This is a genomic window from Granulicoccus phenolivorans DSM 17626 = NBRC 107789 = JCM 15570 (assembly GCF_000423085.1).
Classification (GTDB): domain Bacteria; phylum Actinomycetota; class Actinomycetes; order Propionibacteriales; family Propionibacteriaceae; genus Granulicoccus; species Granulicoccus phenolivorans.
The window spans coordinates 166439-184799 of record NZ_AUHH01000008.1; the positions used below are offsets into that span (position 1 = coordinate 166439).

An 18361-nucleotide genomic window follows, 5' to 3' on the forward strand; every position below is an offset into this window, starting at 1 on the left:
GCCGCGTTACAGCCGCCTGGCGACCCAGCGGTTCCGGCAGCCGCGTGCCGTTGATACTCTGCGACCATCATTGTCCGTTCCTGGTGTGGTGTGGGCCTCGGAGGTAAAGCAGGACGCCCAGGGCGACGCCGAAACCGAGGATGACGTCGGCAAGGTTGCCGATGAACAGGTTGCCGTAGGCGAGGAAGTCGGTGACGTGACCGCGGCCAAACTCGGGAGGGGCGAACAGCCGGTCCAGCAGGTTGCCGACCGCGCCTCCCCACACCAGGCCGATCGCGACCGCCCACCCGACGGTGCGGGCGCGGGTTGCGGCGACGAGTAGAGCGACAGAGGCCGCCGCGGCGATGACGGTGAGCAGCCAGGTTGCGCCGGCTCCGAGGGACATCACGGTGCCGGGGTTGAACGCGAGCTGCAAGCCGAGCCAGTCTCCCAAGAGCGGAATACGGTCATCCTCGCTGAGCTGAGCGAGGGCGAGTGCCTTGCTGCCTTGATCGATCAGCACCGCGCCAGCGGCGACGGCGCACGCGAGCAGGAACCAGCGGAGCCGGACGCGCGCCGCCGCCGGGCCGACAGAACTCGCTTCCACGGCACCCGCTTTTCCCGGGGAGGGAGCGGAGCCGTCAAGGGGATCGGTCATGCCTTCGTGCGCCGCGCCGCGCGGAGCCCGTTGAGGATGACGACGACTTCAGCGACCTCGTGTACAAGCACGACCGCGGCGAGCCCGAGGACTCCGGTAATCGCCAGCGGCAGCAGCACCACGATGATCGCGATCGACAACACGACGTTCTGGTTGATTATGTTGCGGCCGCGGCGGGCGTGGGCGAGGGCCTGTGGGATGAGGCGCAGGTCGTGGCCGGTGAACGCGACGTCGGCCGACTCGATCGCAGCATCGGCGCCCTTGGCTCCCATCGCGATCCCCACATCCGCGGCCGCCAGCGCGGGAGCGTCGTTGATGCCGTCCCCGATCATGGCAGTGGGCTGAGACTTCGACAACTCCGCGACGGCGGTGGCCTTGTCCTCGGGGCGCAGCTCGGCGCGCACGTCCATGATGCCGGCCTGGCCGGCCAGCGCTGCGGCGGTGCGGGCGTTGTCGCCGGTGAGCATCGTCACCCCGATCCCGCGGCGGTTCAGCGTGGCGATGACCTCGGGAACCTCTGGGCGCAGTTCGTCACGCACCCCGATCGCGCCAGCCGGCCGGTCGCCGCGGTGCACGATGACGACGGTCATCCCCTCGGATTCCATCACCTGCACCTGGTCGGCCAGCGTGCCGGCGTCCAGCCAGCGGGGGCTACCGACGGCGAGACGGGCACTACCGAGCGTGCCGGTGATGCCGCGCCCGGCGGTCTCGGTGACGTCGTGCGCGGTCGGGGCGTCGGGGACGGCCTTCGTGATCGCGGCGGCCAGCGGGTGCGTGCTGTGACCTTCCAGGCTCGCCGCCCACGCCAGCACCTCATTCTCGGTCGCGCCGGTGGTGACGACGCGGGTCACCGTGGGCTCGTTGCGGGTCAGCGTGCCGGTCTTGTCGACGGCGACGTGGCGGATGCCGCCGAACCGCTCGAACGCGGCCCCGGACTTCACGACCACACCGAACTTCGACGCCGCGCCGATCGCGGAAACAACGGTGACCGGGACGGCGATCGCCAGCGCGCACGGCGAGGCTGCGACCAGCACCACCAGAGCGCGGGTGATCCACAGCTCAGGGTCGCCGCTCAACAGCGACCCAAGCACGCCGACCAGCACGGCGAGGATCATCACGCCGGGCACCAGCGGGCGGGCGATCCGGTCGGCCAGGCGGGCACGGTCGCCCTTCTCGGCCTGCGCCTGCTCGACCAGCTCCACGATGGTGGTGAGCGAGTTGTCGGTGCCGGCGGCGGTGGCCTCGACCTCGAGCACGCCGGTGGTGTTGATCGACCCGGCCGAGACGTCGGTGCCCGGTTCGACCTCGACCGGGATCGATTCACCCGTGATCGCGGACGTGTCCAGGCTGCTCCGCCCGGCCCGCACGGTGCCGTCGGTGGCGATCCGTTCGCCCGGCCGGACCACCAGGACATCCCCGACGCGCAGCTCCTTCGCCTCGACCTCGGCGGTGGCGTCGCCGCGCTTGACGAGTGCGGTTTCGGGCACGAGCTTCAACAGCGCCCGCAACCCTGCGCGGGCGCGGTCCATCGCCTTGTCCTCCAGCGCCTCCGCGATGGAGTACAGGAATGCCAGCGCGGCGGCCTCCTCGACGTAGCCGAGGATCACCGCGCCGGTCGCGCTGATCGTCATCAGCAGCCCGATGCCGAACTTGCCCTTGGTGAACAGCTTGCGCAGCGCGCCCGGCACGAACGTGTACGCGCCCAGCAGCAGGCCGATCCAGAACAGCACCAGGCCCGCGGTCTCCGCGCCGGTCCACTCGCACACCAGGCCGGCGGCGAACGCGACGCCGGAGGCGATCGGGATCAGAACGCTCGGGCTCCGATACCACGGCCGGTCATCGTCATCATCGTGGTCGTCGAGGTCGACATGCTCGACCTGCGAACCCGTGACCGCGCTCACGCCCGCACCTCCCCCGCCTGGCAACCCTCGACCCCGCAGTCCGGGTCCATGCACGGCACGCTCTCGTCGACCGCAAGCGTGACATCCACCAGCGCCGTCAGCGCGCGGGCCAGGTGCGGGTCTGCCACCTCGTAGCGGGTCTGTCGGCCCTCGGGCTCGGCCACCACGATCCCGCACCCGCGCAGGCATGTCAGATGGTTCGACACGTTCGAGCGCGACAACCCCAGCTCGCGGGACAGCACCGCCGGGTAGCTCGGCCCGGCCAGCAGGGTCAGCAGAATGCGGGAGCGGGTCGGGTCGGCCATAGCTCGGCCGAGCCGGTTCATCACGTCGAGTCGATCGGAAATAGTCAGCATACGATGACTATACACTGTACGATGCATATTCGGCGCCAGGTGTCCTCACGAGCGGCGAGTCAGTTGACAGCTCCCTACCAGCGAGCGTGGCGAAGTGCTCGAAGATCCGTCGTGGAGAATATGTCCCGTTCCTCGGTGCCGGCGTCCCGCTCGATTAAGGTCGACGACTACTTGGCCGCCGCATGCCTGCTGCCGAACCTTCAGTTGCTGGGTGGGGCCGCCAACATCGAGAAGCAGGATGGACTGCCTGCGGAGTGGATGGACACCGCCTTCCCGAGCGAGAACAAGCGAGCTACGTACCTTGCCGAGGACGACCTCGACGGCCTTCCGCTCGACTTGGCCGACTTCACCTCGTTCTTCGAGCAGCGCAAGCAGCGAGTCCGGGTCCGCCTGCTCGCCGCTCTGGGAACGACACCGGGAGCACCGGAGGACGCCGCTCTCTCGTAGCCCACGTTCACGCGGCGAGCAGTGACAGCGCGGACACAGCCTGGAGGGGTAGCAATCCGTTGCCGAGGGCGGTGATCTGTTGATTCTGCGTCAGGCCGCCGCTATCGGTGACCCATCCAGTCGGCAGGCCCATGAGCCATTCGACGAATGCCGGTGCTGGGCGGGGGCCGTCGGCGTCGTCAGGGGAGGGCTGGCGCTGACGCGTCTCCTCCCGCTCGCCGGCGGCGTCATCATTGGTGTCGGGAAGGTGCGCGGCGGCGAACCATCTCCCCACAGTTGCCGGATGCACCTGCACCTCGCGGGCAATCCGCTTGTTCGACCAGCCCGCGGCCCGCAACGCCGCAGCACGAGCCCGGCGATCAGAACGACCAGGGGTTTCATCCGAGGCTAAGGACAACTCCCGCTCATCGGCCAGAGGTTCAGAGGCAACGGACAACAACGACTTTGAGTGGACAACACCCTGCGGTCCGGCATACACCTCGGACAGCATCTCCGGGATCTCGGACAACACCTCAGGCTGCCCCGGCAACTCCTGTGGGAAGGTGCGGGTGAGGATCACGGTGAGATGGGTGATCGCCAGCAGCACCACCGGCGGTACCGCGGCCACCGAGGCAGCCAGCAGGCCGGGCACATCGGCGTCCGCAGCGACCACAGCGTGGATCGCATTCGCCGTCACCGACACCAGCGCCCCGCCGACCAGCAGCGACCAGGGATACCAGGCTGAGCGTTGCCCAGCCAGCGCCACCACCGCGACCGTCGCCACCACGATGATCCCATCAACGATCAACGGCCACGCCCACGCCTGTCCCCGGTCGACCCCGGAACGCGCCGCCAGATCGGCGAGCGCGGTAAAGCTCAGCCAGAACGCACCCAGCGCGATGAACACCGTCCCCACCACTGCGGTGCGCCCCGCCCACTGCCTACCGGTCGTCTTCATCACAGCCTCCGCCCACCCATGCCTGGGTTCGGGGCGTTGGCTCGCTCGAACCAGGCGCCGCCACCGAGGCCGGGGCCACCGGCTTCGGGCGCGGGGTGCGCGATCCGGTAGGCGGAGCGCACCGTGGTGGCGATCTCGCGTTCGCCCAGCCCGGCCTGGCTGGCGGCTGCGCTGAGGACATCGAGCGCATCCGAGGCAGAGACGTCACTCTCGGCCAAGCGGCACGCGGCCCAGAACAGTCCCCGGTTCCGCTCACCCTCACCACGCCCAGCGACCCAGGACGCCAGCCGGTTCATATCCGCCAACCGCACCAACCCACGACCCTGCCGCACTGGTCCGGGGCGTGGATCGAGGAAGTCCCGCAGCCGACGCGAGTCCAGCGCGGCGGCAGGCTGGTCGCCGACGTTGGCGACCTCGTAGCGGATCGGGACACCGCCGACGATGCGAACCGAGGGCGACACGATGATGTAGCCGCCATCACCCCGGAAGTCCACCCCCGCGCGAGCGGCCTGCCATGACCGCTGCTCGACCCCCACCGTCGCAGCGAAGTAGGCGTGCAGGCCACCCGTCGGGGTCTCCACCAGCAGACCCCAGCCATCGACGAGCCCGGCTCGCTCGGCGCGGGCGAACGCTTGCCGCCCATCCACCGGGCCATGCACGTCCACATCCACCACGACCATCCCCGACACCGCACCAGTCGGGACACCCAGGTTCGCCTCCGGCGTCCGCGACCACCACGCCTCGACCCGGCCGATGTCGGTGGTGGCATCGTGGAACCCCCGCGTCGTGAGCGGACGCTTCCCACTCGGCTGGCAGGGGAACACCGGCACCCCCGCCTGCGCGAGATGCCGGGCCGACGCCGCCAGCGTCGAAGCACCGCTGGCACGCAGCAACGCCCTGGTGAAGTCGGCACGCGCGGGCATCACAACCCCCGACCCGCCACCACCGGCACCCTCACCGCCGGCCGATGATCCGACTGCGGCGGCACATGCAGCGCCTTCGGCTCAGCAGTGGGAACATCACGCGCAAGACCAGGCGGCGTGCCATCGGCGACCTGGAACGTGTCCAGCTGGTCGAGGATGCCCAGCGCCGTCCTCCGCACCCGCTCACCGGTCGCCTTGACGACCTCCACAGGTTCAGCGTCCTTGACCGACGACGCCCACCCCGCCACATACGGAATCGTGTAACCACTGGTATCCAACCCGTGCGCAGCACCGACCATCAACGCCACGCTCTCGGCCTCCACCTCACGAACACCCCGATGCTGGCGAGCGTCCTCATCCTTGGGGTCGTGCATCAGCACATGCGCCAGCTCGTGCGCCAACGTGGCGATCTGATTGACCTCCGTCACATCGGTACGCACCGATACCTGCCGAGCGACGTAGTCGGTCAGGCCGTCCGCGCCGCCGATCCGCCCGTCATCCGGGACACGCAGCACCTCGAACCCCAACGCTTCGACCTGCATGGCCAGGCCATCCCACAGTCCCTGCGGGGCTTCGCCGTCCAGCAGCTTCGGTGCGAGTGGCTCAGGGATCGGATCGCCCTCGGTCTGCGTCACGTCCCACACATAGGCGGGCCGAGCGCCCACCATCTTCGTGCGCACTACCTCGTTGACCTTGTGCTTCTCGCGCGGACCCAAACGACGCCACGACGACGGATCACCAGGATTCGACGAGGCGAACCGGCCGGTCACCGGAGCGAAGATCATGTAACCCGGCTGGCCCTTCTGCACCTGCTGGCCAAGCTGCTGCCACTGCCGATACCCAGCCACATACGACGGCACCGGCCCGGGCACCCGGCCAGCCTCGAACGCAGCCTCGTGCTGAACCCAGATCAGCAGCGCGTTGTTGAACGAGCGCGATCGGAACCGGGCCGCGAACGCCAACGCGCGGGCCCAGTCCCGCCCGGAGACCAGCGTCTCCACCGCGCCAGTCAGCTTCTCGTGCAGCTCATCGAGCTTCGCGTCCCGCTTGGCTCGTACTTCCTCCGTCGCAGTCATCCTGGACCTTCCCTCCGCCGAGATCACCCGATCGTCGGTGACCGTGAGGTACGCCAGGAACATCAAGAAGCACGGCGGGCCAGGGGTGCGACCAAGACCGCCAGGCGACAACACGAACCTGACGAGTCCCTACCGGACTACATCACCGACCGGCTATGAGAGGCCTAGGGAAGACAGACGTCCCGAAATCGGGCACTGAACACGACGAGATCGGGTACATCAGTTGCGCCCACACGACCCTTGGCGTCGTCGGTAGGCACCCGGCGTCAGTCCGACGTACTGACGGAACAGTTCCGTGCCGTGACTTCGGCTGCGCCATCCGACCCGCCACATTGCCTCGGTGACAGTGAGGTCCGTCTCGCGCAGGTACCTTGCCAAGCGTTCGGCTCGCACCATCGTTAGGAACGCGAGCGGTGTCTTGCCAAAGGCGTCGACGAACACCCTGCCTAGCTGAGCAGCCGACAGGTGTACTTCCATGGCCAAAGCGGCGAGAGTCCATCGCCGCTCGGGTGATGTCCGCAACAGCTCAGCAACTCTGCGGGCCTCCTCCCTGATGGGAGCGAACCGTCGTTCCCTCGGCAAGGTTGGCCGGACATGACTCGGCCGGGCGGCTGATATCCGCACCGGGGACGCCTTGATGAACGGGGCAATGACGTGTGCTATGGAAAACCACAGGGCCTGCATCCGGAAGAAGTAGCGAGCAACGGGCCGCTCGGCGCTCAGCGCGACCATCTCGTCGAGCCAAGTTGTGAGTGCCTCGGCCTGCCTTTCACCGAGGCTGAGAACCTGCGCTGGCTCGGCGTAGATGGTCGCCGCGAAGTCCTGAGCATCAAGCCGATCCCGCACGAGCCCAGCGTGCTGCCAGTAGACCTGATCGATCACATAGTCCGTATCCGCATGGATCGTGGTCAAGGTGATGTGGCCCTCAGGCTCGCTTCCGCACAGGACGTTTGCTGCAAGGAGGACCACATCCCCCGTCTTCACAAGCCTTTGCCCCAACTCGCCAACGAGGAGTGCGCTACCACTACGGATCACGATGACTCTGACACAATCGAGAGCCGCGGGGCCGATGGGGCGAGAGCCGGCGTACGTGCATGCCCAAACCGGCCAGTAGTCGCTGCCGACCCGCAGTGGCTCAGACATGTAGGCAGTACCGCACCCGCAGCGGTCTACTCAGCGAGCGCCTGGTCGAGCATGGTGGTGAGGTCATCAAGGGTCTCAGGACTGATCAACTCTCCATTGAGGAAGAAGGTTGGCGTACCAGTCACGCCCAGGGCCACACCGTCGTTGAAGTCGTTGCGGATGAACTGGAGCGTGGCCTCAGAGTTGTACGCGGCGTCCCATTGCTCAAGGTCGAGGCCGAGTTCTTGGGCGTACTGGCGGAACAGGTCGTCTTTGGGTATCTGCTGTTCACCCCACTCGGTCTGGGTCTGGTACATCTTGGTGTACATCGCTTCAAGTTCTCCTTGCTGAGCGGCGGCTTCGACCGCTCTGGCCGCGCGTTCGCTGTTGAAGTGGCTGGGTAGCGGGAAGTACCGGATGACAAAGGACACTCGATCGCCGTAGGTCTGCCGGAGTTGCTCGATCGCCGGGAAGACCGCGGCGCAGGCCTCGCACTCGAAGTCCAGGAACTCTACGAAGGTCACAGTGGCATCTGGCGCGTCGTTGAGTCGGCGGGAGTCTTCGCGTACCACGAGCGCGCCGGAGGTTTCGGTGGGGACGGGTGTGGACGGCTCGACGACGGCGGCGGGCTGGCGACTGGCTTGGATGATGCCGAAGATGACCACCGAGATCACCAGCACCGCGCAGATCAAGATGATGGTTCTTCGGGCGCCACGTTCCCCTGGTTCGGGGCGTTCGTCGACGATTGGCTTCTTGGGCTTCTGATTGCTGGGCATGTAGGGCTCCTTGCCGGAAGATGTGGGTAGGACGCGTGCTGACTGGCGGCGACGCGGTGTGTGGGCAGGTCGTTTGGTTGGGGTCCTTACCCGAAGAGGGCTGGACCGTATTTGGCGAGCACCAAGGTGGTGATCGCTCCGAGCCAGAGCACGACGAGCAGGTTGTCGACTCCCAGGCGAAGCCCTTTGGTCAAGGTCTTGTGCAGGCTCGTTGGGAGGAACAGGTTGTTGTCGCGCAGGTTGACGTGGGTGAGTGATGCGAACACCAAGGTGGTGGACACAGTCACCAACAGGCACCAGGGGCACAGCGCCCCGATGACAAAAGTGGACTCAAAGAACAGCCAGTAGGCGAACACGAAGCCCAGGCCATAGACGATCTGGGCGGCGAGCATGAAGCCTCGCGGAAACCTGACGCCGGCGAGGCTGGCGACCGCGATGGTGATGACTACGGGCTCGGCCATCAGGCCGAGGAACGCGTTCGGGAATCCGAACAGTCCGGCCTGCCAGGATCTGGCGACTGCGCTGCAGTTGATGACCTCGTTGAGGTTGCATGGGAGTCCGACTTTGGGGTTGGCCGCTAGCCGGATGGCGTCGGTTGACAGGACGAAGGAGGCGTACAGGCTGAGGCAGGCCGAGAAGAGCATGGTGGAGAAGATCCACCTGTCGGTCTGTCTGAAACGGTGGATGCGCTCCAAAAGGTCGTCTGATGTGGTCAAGGTGGTTGGACCTGTCTGTCGTCGTTCGGACGCACCGCAGCGCCGCGCCGAGCACCAGGACCTCGGCGTTCACCGAAAGGGCGCTCGTCTGCGCACGGGTGCGAGTTGAGTCGATCAGCAGGACAGGGCGGGTGGGCCTCGGCGTTGAAGCGGGTGATAGGGGCGACGTCCGGGGGTGGCCACCACGAGGGCCGTGACGGCAACGTGGGTAGGCACGGTAAGGGTCGCCGGCCTGGCATCACTTAGGCGTGTCCGGAACCAGTCGCGGGCCGTCTTTGCTGCCTGGCGGGCGTAGAGTCCCACGCCGAGCCCGAGCAGCAGAACGACCAGGCCGGCGATCAAGGTGGTTGCTGAGAGCACCATGAAGGACTGTGCGAAGCGTCCGAAGTTCAGCCCTGGCAGGTAGCTGTGCTCTGGGCACAGCTCGGACTCGACCAACAGATCGAGGTGGACGCCGAACGGCGCGATCAGGGGCACCTGCGGCATACAGGCTGTATCGGCGATGTTCACCGATCTCACTCCGGTAGCAAGGTTGCTCGCACCGATGAGCATCAACGCGGCGGCGCCTGCGGCGCCGCCGCGTTGTGATCTCATGCTCGCTCCTCGGGTTGTCGACGAGTCTAGCTCGTGGCCGAAGCGTGCCGCTGCGCTCTGTCCGACGACGGCACTACTCGCAGCGATTGAGGATTGACGCGAGATCACGTGCCTGATGGAGTTTGACCACCTGACCACGAAGACGCTTGCAGGAGGCCCTTTACCGCGCTCGATGAGCTGTCCCACCGGGTTTCGGCGCCCTTGCTGGTGAACGCTGCAACCCGCCGCGGGGAGAACACCTACAACACCTCCCTGCTCTGGCCGGCCACCGACGGCGAAGTCCAGCTGTTCGACAAGGCCAACCCCGTACCCTTCGGCGAGTATGTGCCCGACCGCTGGCTCTACCAGCGAATCGCACCCGACCTGATCGGCCTGATCGGACGCGAGTACACCCCCGGCACCAACTCCCCGCACATCAACCTGAACGGCGTCGGGGTGGGATTGGCGATCTGCTTCGACGTCATCTTTGATGACGTCATCTGGCAGGGCGCCCAAGACGGGGCTCAGCTATACCTGCTCCAATCCAACAACGGCGACTTCCGCGGCACCGACGAGAACCTGCAACAGGCCGCCTTCGCCCGGATGCGAGCAATCGAAACCGGCCGAAGCGTCGTCAACGTCTCCACGACCGGCACCAGCCAAGCCTTCGCCCCCGACGGCACCCTCCTCGACGACCTTCCCGCCGACACCGCCGGCGCCCGCGCCACCACCATCCCACTACGCACCGGACTGACCCCGGCTGTCACTCTCGGCACATGGACCGCCGGCCTTCTGGCCGCGACCAGCCTGCTCGGCCTCCTGCTGCTCGGGTTCGCAGTTCGGCGCTAAAAGCTGCCACGCGCGTCCCATGTCCTCGACCCGGCCGATTCCGGCTACCGAGGGGGCTGGCGAAAGGTTCGCCCCATTCTTGGGACGAACCTGCCGACCCTAGCGGCGTAGTCGCGGTAGGCGTCGCCGTGGGCGGCGCGCAGGTAGGGCTCCTCGACCGCCCGGACTTGCACCTGGATGGCGACGAGCAGCACGACCGTCGCCGTCAACGAGGCGATCGTCGGGGCCAGCAGGAACAACCCGACGCTTGACACAGCCATCCCGGAGAACACCGGGTTGCGCACCATCGCGAAGGTCCCATCGGTCACCATCTCGGTGTGCTCCTCCGGGTCGACGCCAACCCGCCAGGAAGCGCCCATCTCCCGCTGCGCCCGCAGCAACGTCCTCATCCCGAGCAGTGCAAGGACCAGCCCGATCCCTTCCACGATCGTGCCGCCGGGGATGGTCAGGCGTCCGATGCCGACGATCTGCGTCACCGGGCCTGCCAGTCCGAGCAGTAGCGCGACCGCGAACAGCAGCTTCCCCCACCATTGGGCGGAGCCCGCCGCACCTGCTTTGAGTCGGAACCCCGTATCTCCGTTGCGGCGCAGGTGAACCACCGCTCGAAAGCCGAACGCCAGACCGAGACCGATCAGGTACAAGGCCAGCGCGATCCAGCCGTTCAGGGCCGTCACTCCACTCGCCCGTCCAACTCGGTCTGGGTGCGGCCGGCGAGTTCCTGCCGTGGAGCAGCCGATCCTGCACGTCCGGCCGGACGGTCTTCGTGGGTGATGCCGTGGTGGTCGCGGTTGTGGTCGAACCGCAGCAGTCGCAGGGCGTTGAGGACGACGAGGATGGTCGAGCCTTCGTGGATGAACACGATCGGACCCATCGCTAGCCCGAGCAGGCTGGCCGGCACGAGGAACGCGACGATGGCGAGGGCTGCGATGAGGTTCTGCCGGATGAGCCGGGAGGTTGCTCGGCTGAGTCGCACCATGAACGGTACCCGTCCGAGGTCGTCGGCCATCAGAGCGATGTCGGCGGTCTCCAGGGCGACCGCCGACCCGGCAGCGCCCATCGCGATGCCCAGGCTCGCGCTGGCCATCGCGGGGGCATCGTTCACACCGTCGCCCACCATCGCCGTGGTGCGACCACCTTCGGTGAGGTTGCGGATCGCGACCACCTTGTCCTCGGGCAACAACTCACCCATGGCCCGGTCGATCCCGACCGAGCGGCCCACGGCGTCGGCGACCGCCTGGTTGTCCCCCGAGATAAGGACCAGTTCCCCGATGCCGGACTCGCGCAGGACGTCGAGCGTCTGGCGGGCTTCGGCTTTGGGCGCGTCCATCACACCGATCACGCCGAGCACGCGGGCGCCATGGGTGACCACCATGGTGGTGCGGCCTTCGTCCTGGAGTTGATCGACCGAGGCCTTGACCTCGACCGGCAGCTCGTGATCGGCCTCGGCCATCATCCGGACGCTGCCCACCAGGACGATCTCACCATCCACCGTCGCGCGGATGCCACGGCCCGTGACGGCCTCGAGGTCGGTCGCCACGCGGCGCGCGTTCGCTCCGACCAGTTCGGTGAGATCGCGGACGATGGCAGTCGCCAACGGGTGGTCGCTCAACGTCTCGGTAGCCAGGGCGATCGCATTGAGTTCATCGACGAGGACGCCTGGTGCTGGGATGGTGTCGGTTACCGTGGGGTGTCCCCAGGTGAGGGTGCCGGTCTTGTCGAAGGCCATGGCGTCGACCTTGCCGAGAGTCTCCAGCGGGGCACCGCCCTTGACCAGGACGCCGGCGCGGCCAGCCCGAGCGATCCCCGCCAGCACAGCTGCTGGGGTTGCGATCGCCAAGGCGCAGGGGCTGGCCGCGACCAGGACCAGCATCGCCCGGTAGAAGCTGTCACCGAACGGCTCGGCAAACCAGATCATCCCGACCGCCAACACCACGACCACGGCCAGGATGACCGCGGGCACATAGAACCGCTGGAACCGGTCGATGAACTGCTGGGTGGGCGATTGGGCTGTGTCAGCCTCGGTGACGAGCTTCACCACCCGCGCCAATGTGGTGTCGGCGGCCGCTGCGGTCACCACCATGTCGAACGCGCCGGGGCCGTTCACCGTCCCGGCGAAGACCCGCGAGCCACTGGAGATCGCGTCGGGATTGGCCAGGGCCTTGGCGACGTCGGGCACTGCAGCCTTCTCCACCGGGATCGACTCCCCGGTCACCGCGGACTGGTCGATCGCCGTGCTGCCGACGCTGACGAAACCATCCGCAGGTACCCGCGAGTTCGGTCGCACGACCGCGACATCGCCCACCTGAAGCTCTTCCACCGGACGCTCAACAAGCTCGTCCGGGCCGACGCGGAGCGTGGCCGTGCGGGGTGCGAGCTCGCCCAGCGCCTTGATCGAGCGAGTCGCGCGGGCCATCGCGTACTCCTCCAGGGCGTGTCCGAGGCTGAACAGGAACAACAGCACGGCACCCTCGGAGAGCCTGCCGACCGCTGCTGCACCGGCGGCGGCCACGATCATCAGGAAGTCCACTTCGAACCGGCCCCGGCGGATCGAGCCCCACGCCCCCCGCACGGTGAAGAAGCCCCCACAGAAGTAGGTCGCAAGATACAGGCCCAGCACCAGCGGTTCCGGGGCACCAAAGCCGAACTCAGCGATCAGCCCCGCGATGTAGGTCACGCCGGAGGCGATAGCGAAGTACAGCTCCCACCTGCCCTGTCCGTGGGAGTCGTCTTCGTGATCTTCATGCGCAGCACTCATGATCTAAACATATCATGATGTAATGATGCATTGCCACAGATCGCTCGGAATCTGGTTGGATCAATCCAGGCCGCGTTCCGGAAGAGGGGTGGTGGTTCATGAGGTTGAATGCCAGCGAAGCCGAGCGCATCGCGGAGGTGATGGGCGGCCTGGCGACGCCGGCGCGCGTCCTGATCCTCGCTCGCCTGTTGGACTCCCCGGCCACCGTCAGTGAGCTCGTCACAGAACTGGCGATGTCGCAAGCCTCGGTCTCCAACCACCTGCGCATCCTGCGCCACCTGAACCTCGCCGCCGGCGACCGGCAGGGACGCAACGTCCTCTATCGCCTGCAGGACGACCACGTTCGAGCGATGGTCGAACAGATCCTGAACCATGCCAGTCACGACTAGAACCCTGAATGGAATCTGAGAAACTCTTAGGCTAGTCTTACCGCCGTCGAGAGGGGACGGGGTGGCTGCCAGCGAGGTTCGCGCGAAGCGATTGCCGGGAACGGCAAGGATTATCGCTCTGGCAGCTGCCGTCCTCATCGGCGCCAGCGGGTCGCTGGACCAGGGACACACGGCTCATGCCGCTGATGCGCCGTTGCCCCCCGCCTCGGCGGCAGCCGTCGCCGCTGAGCGGGCGCCCACCTTCGAGGACCTGCTGGAGAACCGCAGCAAACAACTCCAGGCAACCGCCGCTCAGGTCGACCAGGTGCGGTTCCAGTCTCTCCTCGCCAAACACGAGAAACGCGAGCGCAAAGTCGCCTCCGACATCGAGGCAGAACTCACCCGGTTGAAGGACCTCAGCAGGTTCACCTGGCCCACCAAGGGTGGCGTGGCCTCGGGATTCGGGATGCGCAAGCACCCCATCCTCGGCTCCATGCGCCTGCACAACGGCGCGGATATCGGAGGCGCGTGCGGGAACCCCATCTACGCCACTCAGTCCGGAACCGTGACCAGGGCCAACTTCAGCCGCAGCGCCGGCAACAACGTCCGGATCGACCACGGTCGTATCAAGGGCAAGAACGTCGAGACCTCCTACCTCCACATGAGCAAGTACGCCGTCAGCGCAGGCCAGAGTGTCACCAAGGGCGACGTGATCGGCTACGTCGGAACCACCGGGCTGTCCACCGCCTGCCACCTCCACCTAGCCCTCTACGAGAACGGCAAGGGTGCCGACCCTGTGCCCTACCTCGTGAAGGACTGAGCGGTGGCCATCTCCCAAGCTCGGACTTCTCCGACCACCAGTGCCGGCATCCAACCACCCCGCGACACCGGAACCTCACGTCGAGCACTGCTGGGCGGTGGATTCGCACTCGCCGGTAGCTGGCTTCTCACCGGATGCGTACCCGCGGCGAGCGACCCTGCGATTCCCGGTGGCTCGCGGTGGCCACGTGGATCGCTCACCGATCAACCCATCGTCCAGAAGACGCTGCGGGCAGCGCCTTCGATCATCGACCTCGGCGGCACGCTGGCCGAGGCCTGGGCCTACAACGACACCCTTCCCGGGATCGACCTTCGAGCCAATCCGGGCGATCTGCTGCGCCTCAACCTGGACAACCAACTCCCCAGCCCCACCACGATCCACTGGCACGGAATGCCCATTCCGAACGACGTCGATGGCGTCCCGGGACTCACGCAGAACCCGATCCAGCCAGGGCAACAGCATCTCTACGAGTTCACCGCACCCCAGCCCGGCACTTACTTCTTCCACTCGCACGTCGGAGTCCAACTGGACCGCGGCCTCTACGGGCCACTGATCGTCGATGATCCCGCAGAGCCGGGCCGTTACGACGCCGAATGGACCGTAGTCCTGGATGACTGGCTGGTCGTCGACGGTCAAACCCCCGAGGACATGTTCCGGCGCCTGAACGCCCGCCGCCCCTCGACCACCGGCACCCAGGCCGTTCAGCTGTCCTCCCGCAACGAGCCGTTCTTCGGCGACGCTGGCGACATCCCCTATCCGCTCTACCTGATCAATGGAGCAGTACCGACAGCGCCCGTAACCCACCAGGGCCGCCCCGGCGACCGTGTCCGGCTCCGCGTGATCAACGCCGCCTCGGACACGATCTTCGCCCTCGCCCTCGGCGGACATCGCCTGACCGTCACCCACACCGACGGCCACCCGGTCAAGCCGCACACCACCTCCGCGCTCTATCTCGGCATGGGCGAACGATACGACCTCCTGGTCACCCTCGGTGACGGCGTCTTCCCTCTCGTGGCCAAGCCATGGAACAAGCCCGGCCACGGCCTCGCGCTGGTACGCACCGGGTCCGGGAGCCCACCGGAACCACCGGTCCAGCTGGCCGAGTTCACAGGCCAACTCACTCAGGGGCTCGACCTGTACCCGGAGGAGTCGTCGTTGCTCCCGACCCGGCCGATCGATGCGCGCGCGACCATCGAGCTGGGCGGGCAGGCCAACCCCTACCGGTGGGTCATCAACGGTGCGCCCTTCGGCCAGAATCAACCCCTTGAAGTGGTCGACAACGACCGCCTCCTGCTCGAGGTCGTCAACACCACCACACGCGCACACCCGGTGCACCTGCATGGCCACACCTTCGCGCTGGACAACGGACTGAGGAAAGACACCCTCCTGGTTCCCCCATCCAGCACCACCGCCGTGCACCTGGATGCCACCAACCCGGGAACATGGGCACTCCACTGCCAAAACGAGTACCACACCAAAGCCGGCATGATGCTCACCATGCGCTACAAGGGCCGCTGACCCGCTCGCCGATTGCCTCCGCCAGGCCGTGTCGCCCAACTACACTGGGCGTGTCCGGACGAGGAGCGCTGATGAGGAACCGTCACCACAGCCTCTGGAGCGCTGCGCTGATGACGGTGCTGGGCGGGATCGGCCTGGCTAGCGCGGCCGGCAGTCTGGACGTGAGCGACAAGACCTGTTCCCCGCAGCTTCCGCTGCTCGCCTCCGTGGGCGTCCACCTGGACCTGTTCGCACAGGCTCGAAGCTGCCCCGAACACAGCTATCTCCCCGGCAGCAACTTCGACACCACGGTACGGCTGTGGGTGCTGGTCTCGACCTCAACCCTGGCCGCCGGCATCGTCGGCGTGCTGCTGGCGCTGGGCGCAGGACTATGGGTACGCCGCACCCTGCGGTCGGCGCGCGACTGGCTGCACCGAAGGTTCCCGACGCCGTCATTCACCAGGCCAGTCGTGGCCAAGCCTGTACTTGCGGCCGCCACCCCGCGGCCTTTCCACTCTTTCGAGCACTATCAGCCATCGCAACGTCGCGGGCCACCAGTTTCGTTCTGCTGACTAGCCCTCTTCGTTCGCCGCGCCCAGCCGGATCGCGGCACCGCTTCCGCACGCGGTTCATGCCTCCGACGCCGTGGGCGTGACGAACGAGCCATCCCGATGGCGAACTCAGCGGGCAACCCAGGTTCGCACACGACGGACTCGATGGTGTCCTTCGGCCCGCTCCGCAGTTCACCGTCCGCTGCAAATCGCGGGAGCCGTCACCATCGCTACGCAGTCATCAGGAGACTGACATCAGCAAGGATCAATCGACTCACCCAAGCGCTGGTGACGCCCGAGCGGCGCCGCGAGCCCCCATCAGGCTGAGGACCAGGACGATCGTGATGCTCCTCATCGGGGTCGCATTCATCGCTCTGTGGGTCTACCTCGGACTCCAGTTGACCCGTCCGGTACCGACGCCGGCACATTCAACGATCTCGGCAGTTCACTCCAGGTGAGCGAGATCCAGGCAGTGATCCCGAGAGGGATAGCCGACTTCGTGCGAACAGTGGCGAGTGACCATGGCGGTGAAGCGGCCTCGCACACTGTCGTCTCTGAGTTGGCCCACCAGGGCCAGCGCCGACCGCAGCCCGATCGGGCGCGCGCACGGCTCTACGCCTGCGCCGGAGTTGTCGTGAAGATACACCCCTTTGGGGCCGATACAGCACTCCTACGACGCCGGCTGCAGGTCATCACCCAACCCGGAGCAAGCCGCTTCTGGGTTCAGCCACTGCACGGCATTCCGATACTCGCGCCCGACGGACAACTCACCACGATCTGGCCACGAGTAGCCGTGCTGGCTCCCGACCACCGGCCACCGTGGACGCAGTTGGGAACCCTGCTTGCTGAGCTGCATCGCACCCGTCCCGCTGGGTCGTCATTCCCGCAGGCGGGCGTGCTTGCCCGGCTTGGCCGGGCGATTGACTATCTGCGCCGCCGTCCCTACGACGACCTGATCTGGCTGGTCGAACTCGGCGAGAACCTTGCCAGCCGGCTACGCCGGCCACAACGCACCGCGATGATCCACGGCGACCTCCACCTGGGTCAACTGGGCCGCCCCTCGCCGGCGGGCGACTGGTACCTGCTCGACCCCGACGACACGGGCGTCGGCGACCCGGCCTGGGACCTTGCGCGCCCAGCCGCGTTCTGGGCGGCAGGGTTGCTCCCTGACGAGCCCTGGACGATCCTCCTCAATGCCTATCGAGCCGCTGGCGGTCCCGCCGTGCCGCCAGCCGGCGACCCCTGGACCGACCTCGACCCACCGGCTCGCGCCGCGACCCTGATCGCGGCCGCTCGCTCTCTCCGCTCCGGCGAGTCCCCAGCCACGACCCGCGCACTGCTACAGGCGTGCCGCCGGATGCAGGACAGTTGACAGCCCCAGCAGAAACCACAGGTGCCGGCGGTTCACCGTGCGACGCCGACATCCGAGTCAGCGTCAGCGACCCGCCTCACTCCGACGCCCGGGTGCATCCGCACAAGCCACAACGGCGAGCGGGCCGGACGGCCCGCGACCGAGGCTGTCCTCGTGGTTGGCGAGCACCGCCCGCGTCGCCACCAGTCGATGAACGCAGGTCCGCGAGACTAGCTGGAAAAGAACAACCCCGCCAGGCCGCCTTTGCGATACCGACGATCACCGTGCTTGCCCCAAGCGGGGCCATAGCCGGGCGGTGGCGGTGCCTGGCTGACGAACCGGCCCTCCATCTGCGTGAGGTGTGAAGCGCCCTGGGTCTGATGGAGACTCGCGCTATTTGATTCCGACCAGCAGGTTGCGGTCGTTGGGGACAGCATAGAACGCGTTCTCGAACTCGGCGGGCGGGACGTCGCCGAGGTATCCGTGGAGGCGTTGCGTGTTGTGCCAGTGCACCCAGCCGAGGGTCGCGAGCTCGAGGTCCTCGACGGTCTTCCACGGCCCCGAGCGGGCGGGTCCGCGGACGAGTTCTGTCTTGTAGTAGCCGTTGACTGTCTCGGCCAGGGCGTTGTCATAGCTGTCACCGACGGTGCCGATCGACGGCGTGGCGCCGATCTCGGCCAATCGTTCGCCGTAGCGAATCGACGTG

At 67.1% G+C, this 18361-nt stretch carries 20 protein-coding genes; 7 read left to right on the top strand and 13 right to left on the bottom strand.

Going from position 1 to position 18361, the window contains the following annotated elements; all coding sequences use genetic code 11:
• Positions 1-67: 67 nt before the first annotated feature.
• The 3 genes from G531_RS0104140 to cmtR are packed head-to-tail and all read right to left on the bottom strand — an operon-like array spanning position 68 to position 2894.
• Positions 68-637 (bottom strand): signal peptidase II, encoded by a 570-nt coding sequence (locus G531_RS0104140; protein WP_081683801.1) that lies wholly within the window; start codon positions 635-637, stop codon positions 68-70.
• Positions 634-2538 carry a heavy metal translocating P-type ATPase gene (locus tag G531_RS0104145; RefSeq protein WP_026926286.1) on the bottom strand — a complete coding sequence of 635 codons (1905 nt, stop codon included), beginning with the start codon at positions 2536-2538 and terminating at the stop codon, positions 634-636. The genes G531_RS0104140 and G531_RS0104145 overlap by 4 nt, the downstream gene beginning before the upstream one ends.
• Positions 2535-2894, bottom strand: a complete 360-nt coding sequence (gene cmtR / locus G531_RS0104150) for a Cd(II)/Pb(II)-sensing metalloregulatory transcriptional regulator CmtR (protein ID WP_026926287.1) — start codon at positions 2892-2894, stop codon at positions 2535-2537. Before cmtR ends, G531_RS0104145 begins: the two co-directional genes overlap by 4 nt.
• A gap of 111 nt (positions 2895-3005) precedes the next feature.
• On the opposite strand from cmtR, the gene G531_RS0104155 reads away from it, so the two are divergent.
• Positions 3006-3341, top strand: coding sequence for a hypothetical protein (locus G531_RS0104155; protein ID WP_060930033.1), 336 nt, complete (start codon positions 3006-3008; stop codon positions 3339-3341).
• A 7-nt stretch (positions 3342-3348) separates the two neighbouring features.
• On the opposite strand, the gene G531_RS20295 is transcribed toward G531_RS0104155, so the two are convergent.
• The 7 genes from G531_RS20295 to G531_RS0104190 all read right to left on the bottom strand — a co-directional run bounded on the left by G531_RS20295 (position 3349) and on the right by G531_RS0104190 (position 9485).
• Complete coding sequence (locus tag G531_RS20295; RefSeq protein WP_073186140.1) at positions 3349-4278, bottom strand: DUF2637 domain-containing protein; 930 nt, start codon at positions 4276-4278, stop codon at positions 3349-3351.
• Positions 4278-5201 carry a bifunctional DNA primase/polymerase gene (locus G531_RS0104165; RefSeq protein ID WP_026926289.1) on the bottom strand — a complete coding sequence of 308 codons (924 nt, stop codon included), beginning with the start codon at positions 5199-5201 and terminating at the stop codon, positions 4278-4280. Before G531_RS0104165 ends, G531_RS20295 begins: the two co-directional genes overlap by 1 nt.
• Entirely contained in the window at positions 5201-6340 is a 1140-nt protein-coding gene (locus G531_RS0104170; protein ID WP_248648741.1) for an ArdC-like ssDNA-binding domain-containing protein, read from the bottom strand. The genes G531_RS0104165 and G531_RS0104170 overlap by 1 nt, the downstream gene beginning before the upstream one ends.
• 156 nt (positions 6341-6496) lie before the next feature.
• On the bottom strand, positions 6497-7420 hold the full coding sequence (locus G531_RS0104175; RefSeq protein WP_026926291.1) for a helix-turn-helix transcriptional regulator: 924 nt from the start codon (positions 7418-7420) through the stop codon (positions 6497-6499).
• A 26-nt stretch (positions 7421-7446) separates the two neighbouring features.
• On the bottom strand, positions 7447-8175 hold the full coding sequence (locus G531_RS0104180; protein WP_081683804.1) for a DsbA family protein: 729 nt from the start codon (positions 8173-8175) through the stop codon (positions 7447-7449).
• A gap of 86 nt (positions 8176-8261) precedes the next feature.
• Entirely contained in the window at positions 8262-8891 is a 630-nt protein-coding gene (locus G531_RS0104185) for a vitamin K epoxide reductase family protein (protein WP_026926293.1), read from the bottom strand.
• A gap of 114 nt (positions 8892-9005) precedes the next feature.
• Positions 9006-9485 (bottom strand): hypothetical protein, encoded by a 480-nt coding sequence (locus G531_RS0104190; RefSeq protein ID WP_026926294.1) that lies wholly within the window; start codon positions 9483-9485, stop codon positions 9006-9008.
• A 207-nt stretch (positions 9486-9692) separates the two neighbouring features.
• On the opposite strand from G531_RS0104190, the gene G531_RS20300 reads away from it, so the two are divergent.
• Complete coding sequence (locus G531_RS20300; protein ID WP_245630542.1) at positions 9693-10313, top strand: apolipoprotein N-acyltransferase; 621 nt, start codon at positions 9693-9695, stop codon at positions 10311-10313.
• Positions 10314-10357: 44 nt separating this feature from the next.
• On the opposite strand, the gene G531_RS0104200 is transcribed toward G531_RS20300, so the two are convergent.
• Together G531_RS0104200 and G531_RS20305 are read right to left on the bottom strand one after the other, a co-directional pair.
• A complete protein-coding gene (locus G531_RS0104200; RefSeq protein WP_226996980.1) occupies positions 10358-10987 on the bottom strand; it encodes a methyltransferase family protein in 630 nt (209 codons plus the stop codon).
• Positions 10984-13068 carry a heavy metal translocating P-type ATPase gene (locus tag G531_RS20305; protein WP_077684793.1) on the bottom strand — a complete coding sequence of 695 codons (2085 nt, stop codon included), beginning with the start codon at positions 13066-13068 and terminating at the stop codon, positions 10984-10986. Before G531_RS20305 ends, G531_RS0104200 begins: the two co-directional genes overlap by 4 nt.
• A 98-nt stretch (positions 13069-13166) precedes the next feature.
• Here G531_RS20305 and G531_RS0104210 point away from each other — a divergent pair, with 98 nt between their 5' ends.
• From G531_RS0104210 to G531_RS25115, 5 genes are all read left to right on the top strand, one after another.
• On the top strand, positions 13167-13457 hold the full coding sequence (locus G531_RS0104210; protein ID WP_026926296.1) for an ArsR/SmtB family transcription factor: 291 nt from the start codon (positions 13167-13169) through the stop codon (positions 13455-13457).
• A 61-nt stretch (positions 13458-13518) separates the two neighbouring features.
• The gene (locus G531_RS20310) at positions 13519-14256 is read left to right on the top strand and encodes a M23 family metallopeptidase (RefSeq protein WP_073186135.1); all 738 of its coding nucleotides are present in this window, start codon (positions 13519-13521) and stop codon (positions 14254-14256) included.
• A 3-nt stretch (positions 14257-14259) separates the two neighbouring features.
• Positions 14260-15774 (top strand): multicopper oxidase family protein, encoded by a 1515-nt coding sequence (locus tag G531_RS0104220; protein WP_226996978.1) that lies wholly within the window; start codon positions 14260-14262, stop codon positions 15772-15774.
• Between the two features lie 71 nt (positions 15775-15845).
• A complete protein-coding gene (locus G531_RS0104225; protein WP_026926298.1) occupies positions 15846-16325 on the top strand; it encodes a hypothetical protein in 480 nt (159 codons plus the stop codon).
• Between the two features lie 433 nt (positions 16326-16758).
• Positions 16759-17676: a phosphotransferase family protein gene (locus G531_RS25115; protein ID WP_073186133.1), complete on the top strand. Its 918-nt coding sequence runs from the start codon at positions 16759-16761 to the stop codon at positions 17674-17676.
• Between the two features lie 372 nt (positions 17677-18048).
• On the opposite strand, the gene G531_RS20320 is transcribed toward G531_RS25115, so the two are convergent.
• Positions 18049-18361 (bottom strand): integrase core domain-containing protein (locus G531_RS20320; RefSeq protein ID WP_035757373.1); only part of this gene is annotated, 313 nt, incomplete at its 5' end.

Bases quoted from the DNA above. Each gene is read 5' to 3' on its own strand.
- G531_RS0104140 (WP_081683801.1), bottom strand. From the start codon at position 637: ATGACCGATCCCCTTGACGGCTCCGCTCCCTCCCCGGGAAAAGCGGGT.
- cmtR (WP_026926287.1), bottom strand. From the start codon at position 2,894: ATGCTGACTATTTCCGATCGACTCGACGTGATGAACCGGCTCGGCCGA.
- G531_RS20295 (WP_073186140.1), bottom strand. From the start codon at position 4,278: ATGAAGACGACCGGTAGGCAGTGGGCGGGGCGCACCGCAGTGGTGGGG.
- G531_RS0104165 (WP_026926289.1), bottom strand. From the start codon at position 5,201: ATGCCCGCGCGTGCCGACTTCACCAGGGCGTTGCTGCGTGCCAGCGGT.
- G531_RS0104170 (WP_248648741.1), bottom strand. From the start codon at position 6,340: ATGTTCCTGGCGTACCTCACGGTCACCGACGATCGGGTGATCTCGGCG.
- G531_RS0104175 (WP_026926291.1), bottom strand. From the start codon at position 7,420: ATGTCTGAGCCACTGCGGGTCGGCAGCGACTACTGGCCGGTTTGGGCA.
- G531_RS0104180 (WP_081683804.1), bottom strand. From the start codon at position 8,175: ATGCCCAGCAATCAGAAGCCCAAGAAGCCAATCGTCGACGAACGCCCC.
- G531_RS0104190 (WP_026926294.1), bottom strand. From the start codon at position 9,485: ATGAGATCACAACGCGGCGGCGCCGCAGGCGCCGCCGCGTTGATGCTC.
- G531_RS20305 (WP_077684793.1), bottom strand. From the start codon at position 13,068: ATGAGTGCTGCGCATGAAGATCACGAAGACGACTCCCACGGACAGGGC.
- G531_RS0104210 (WP_026926296.1), top strand. From the start codon at position 13,167: ATGAGGTTGAATGCCAGCGAAGCCGAGCGCATCGCGGAGGTGATGGGC.
- G531_RS0104225 (WP_026926298.1), top strand. From the start codon at position 15,846: ATGAGGAACCGTCACCACAGCCTCTGGAGCGCTGCGCTGATGACGGTG.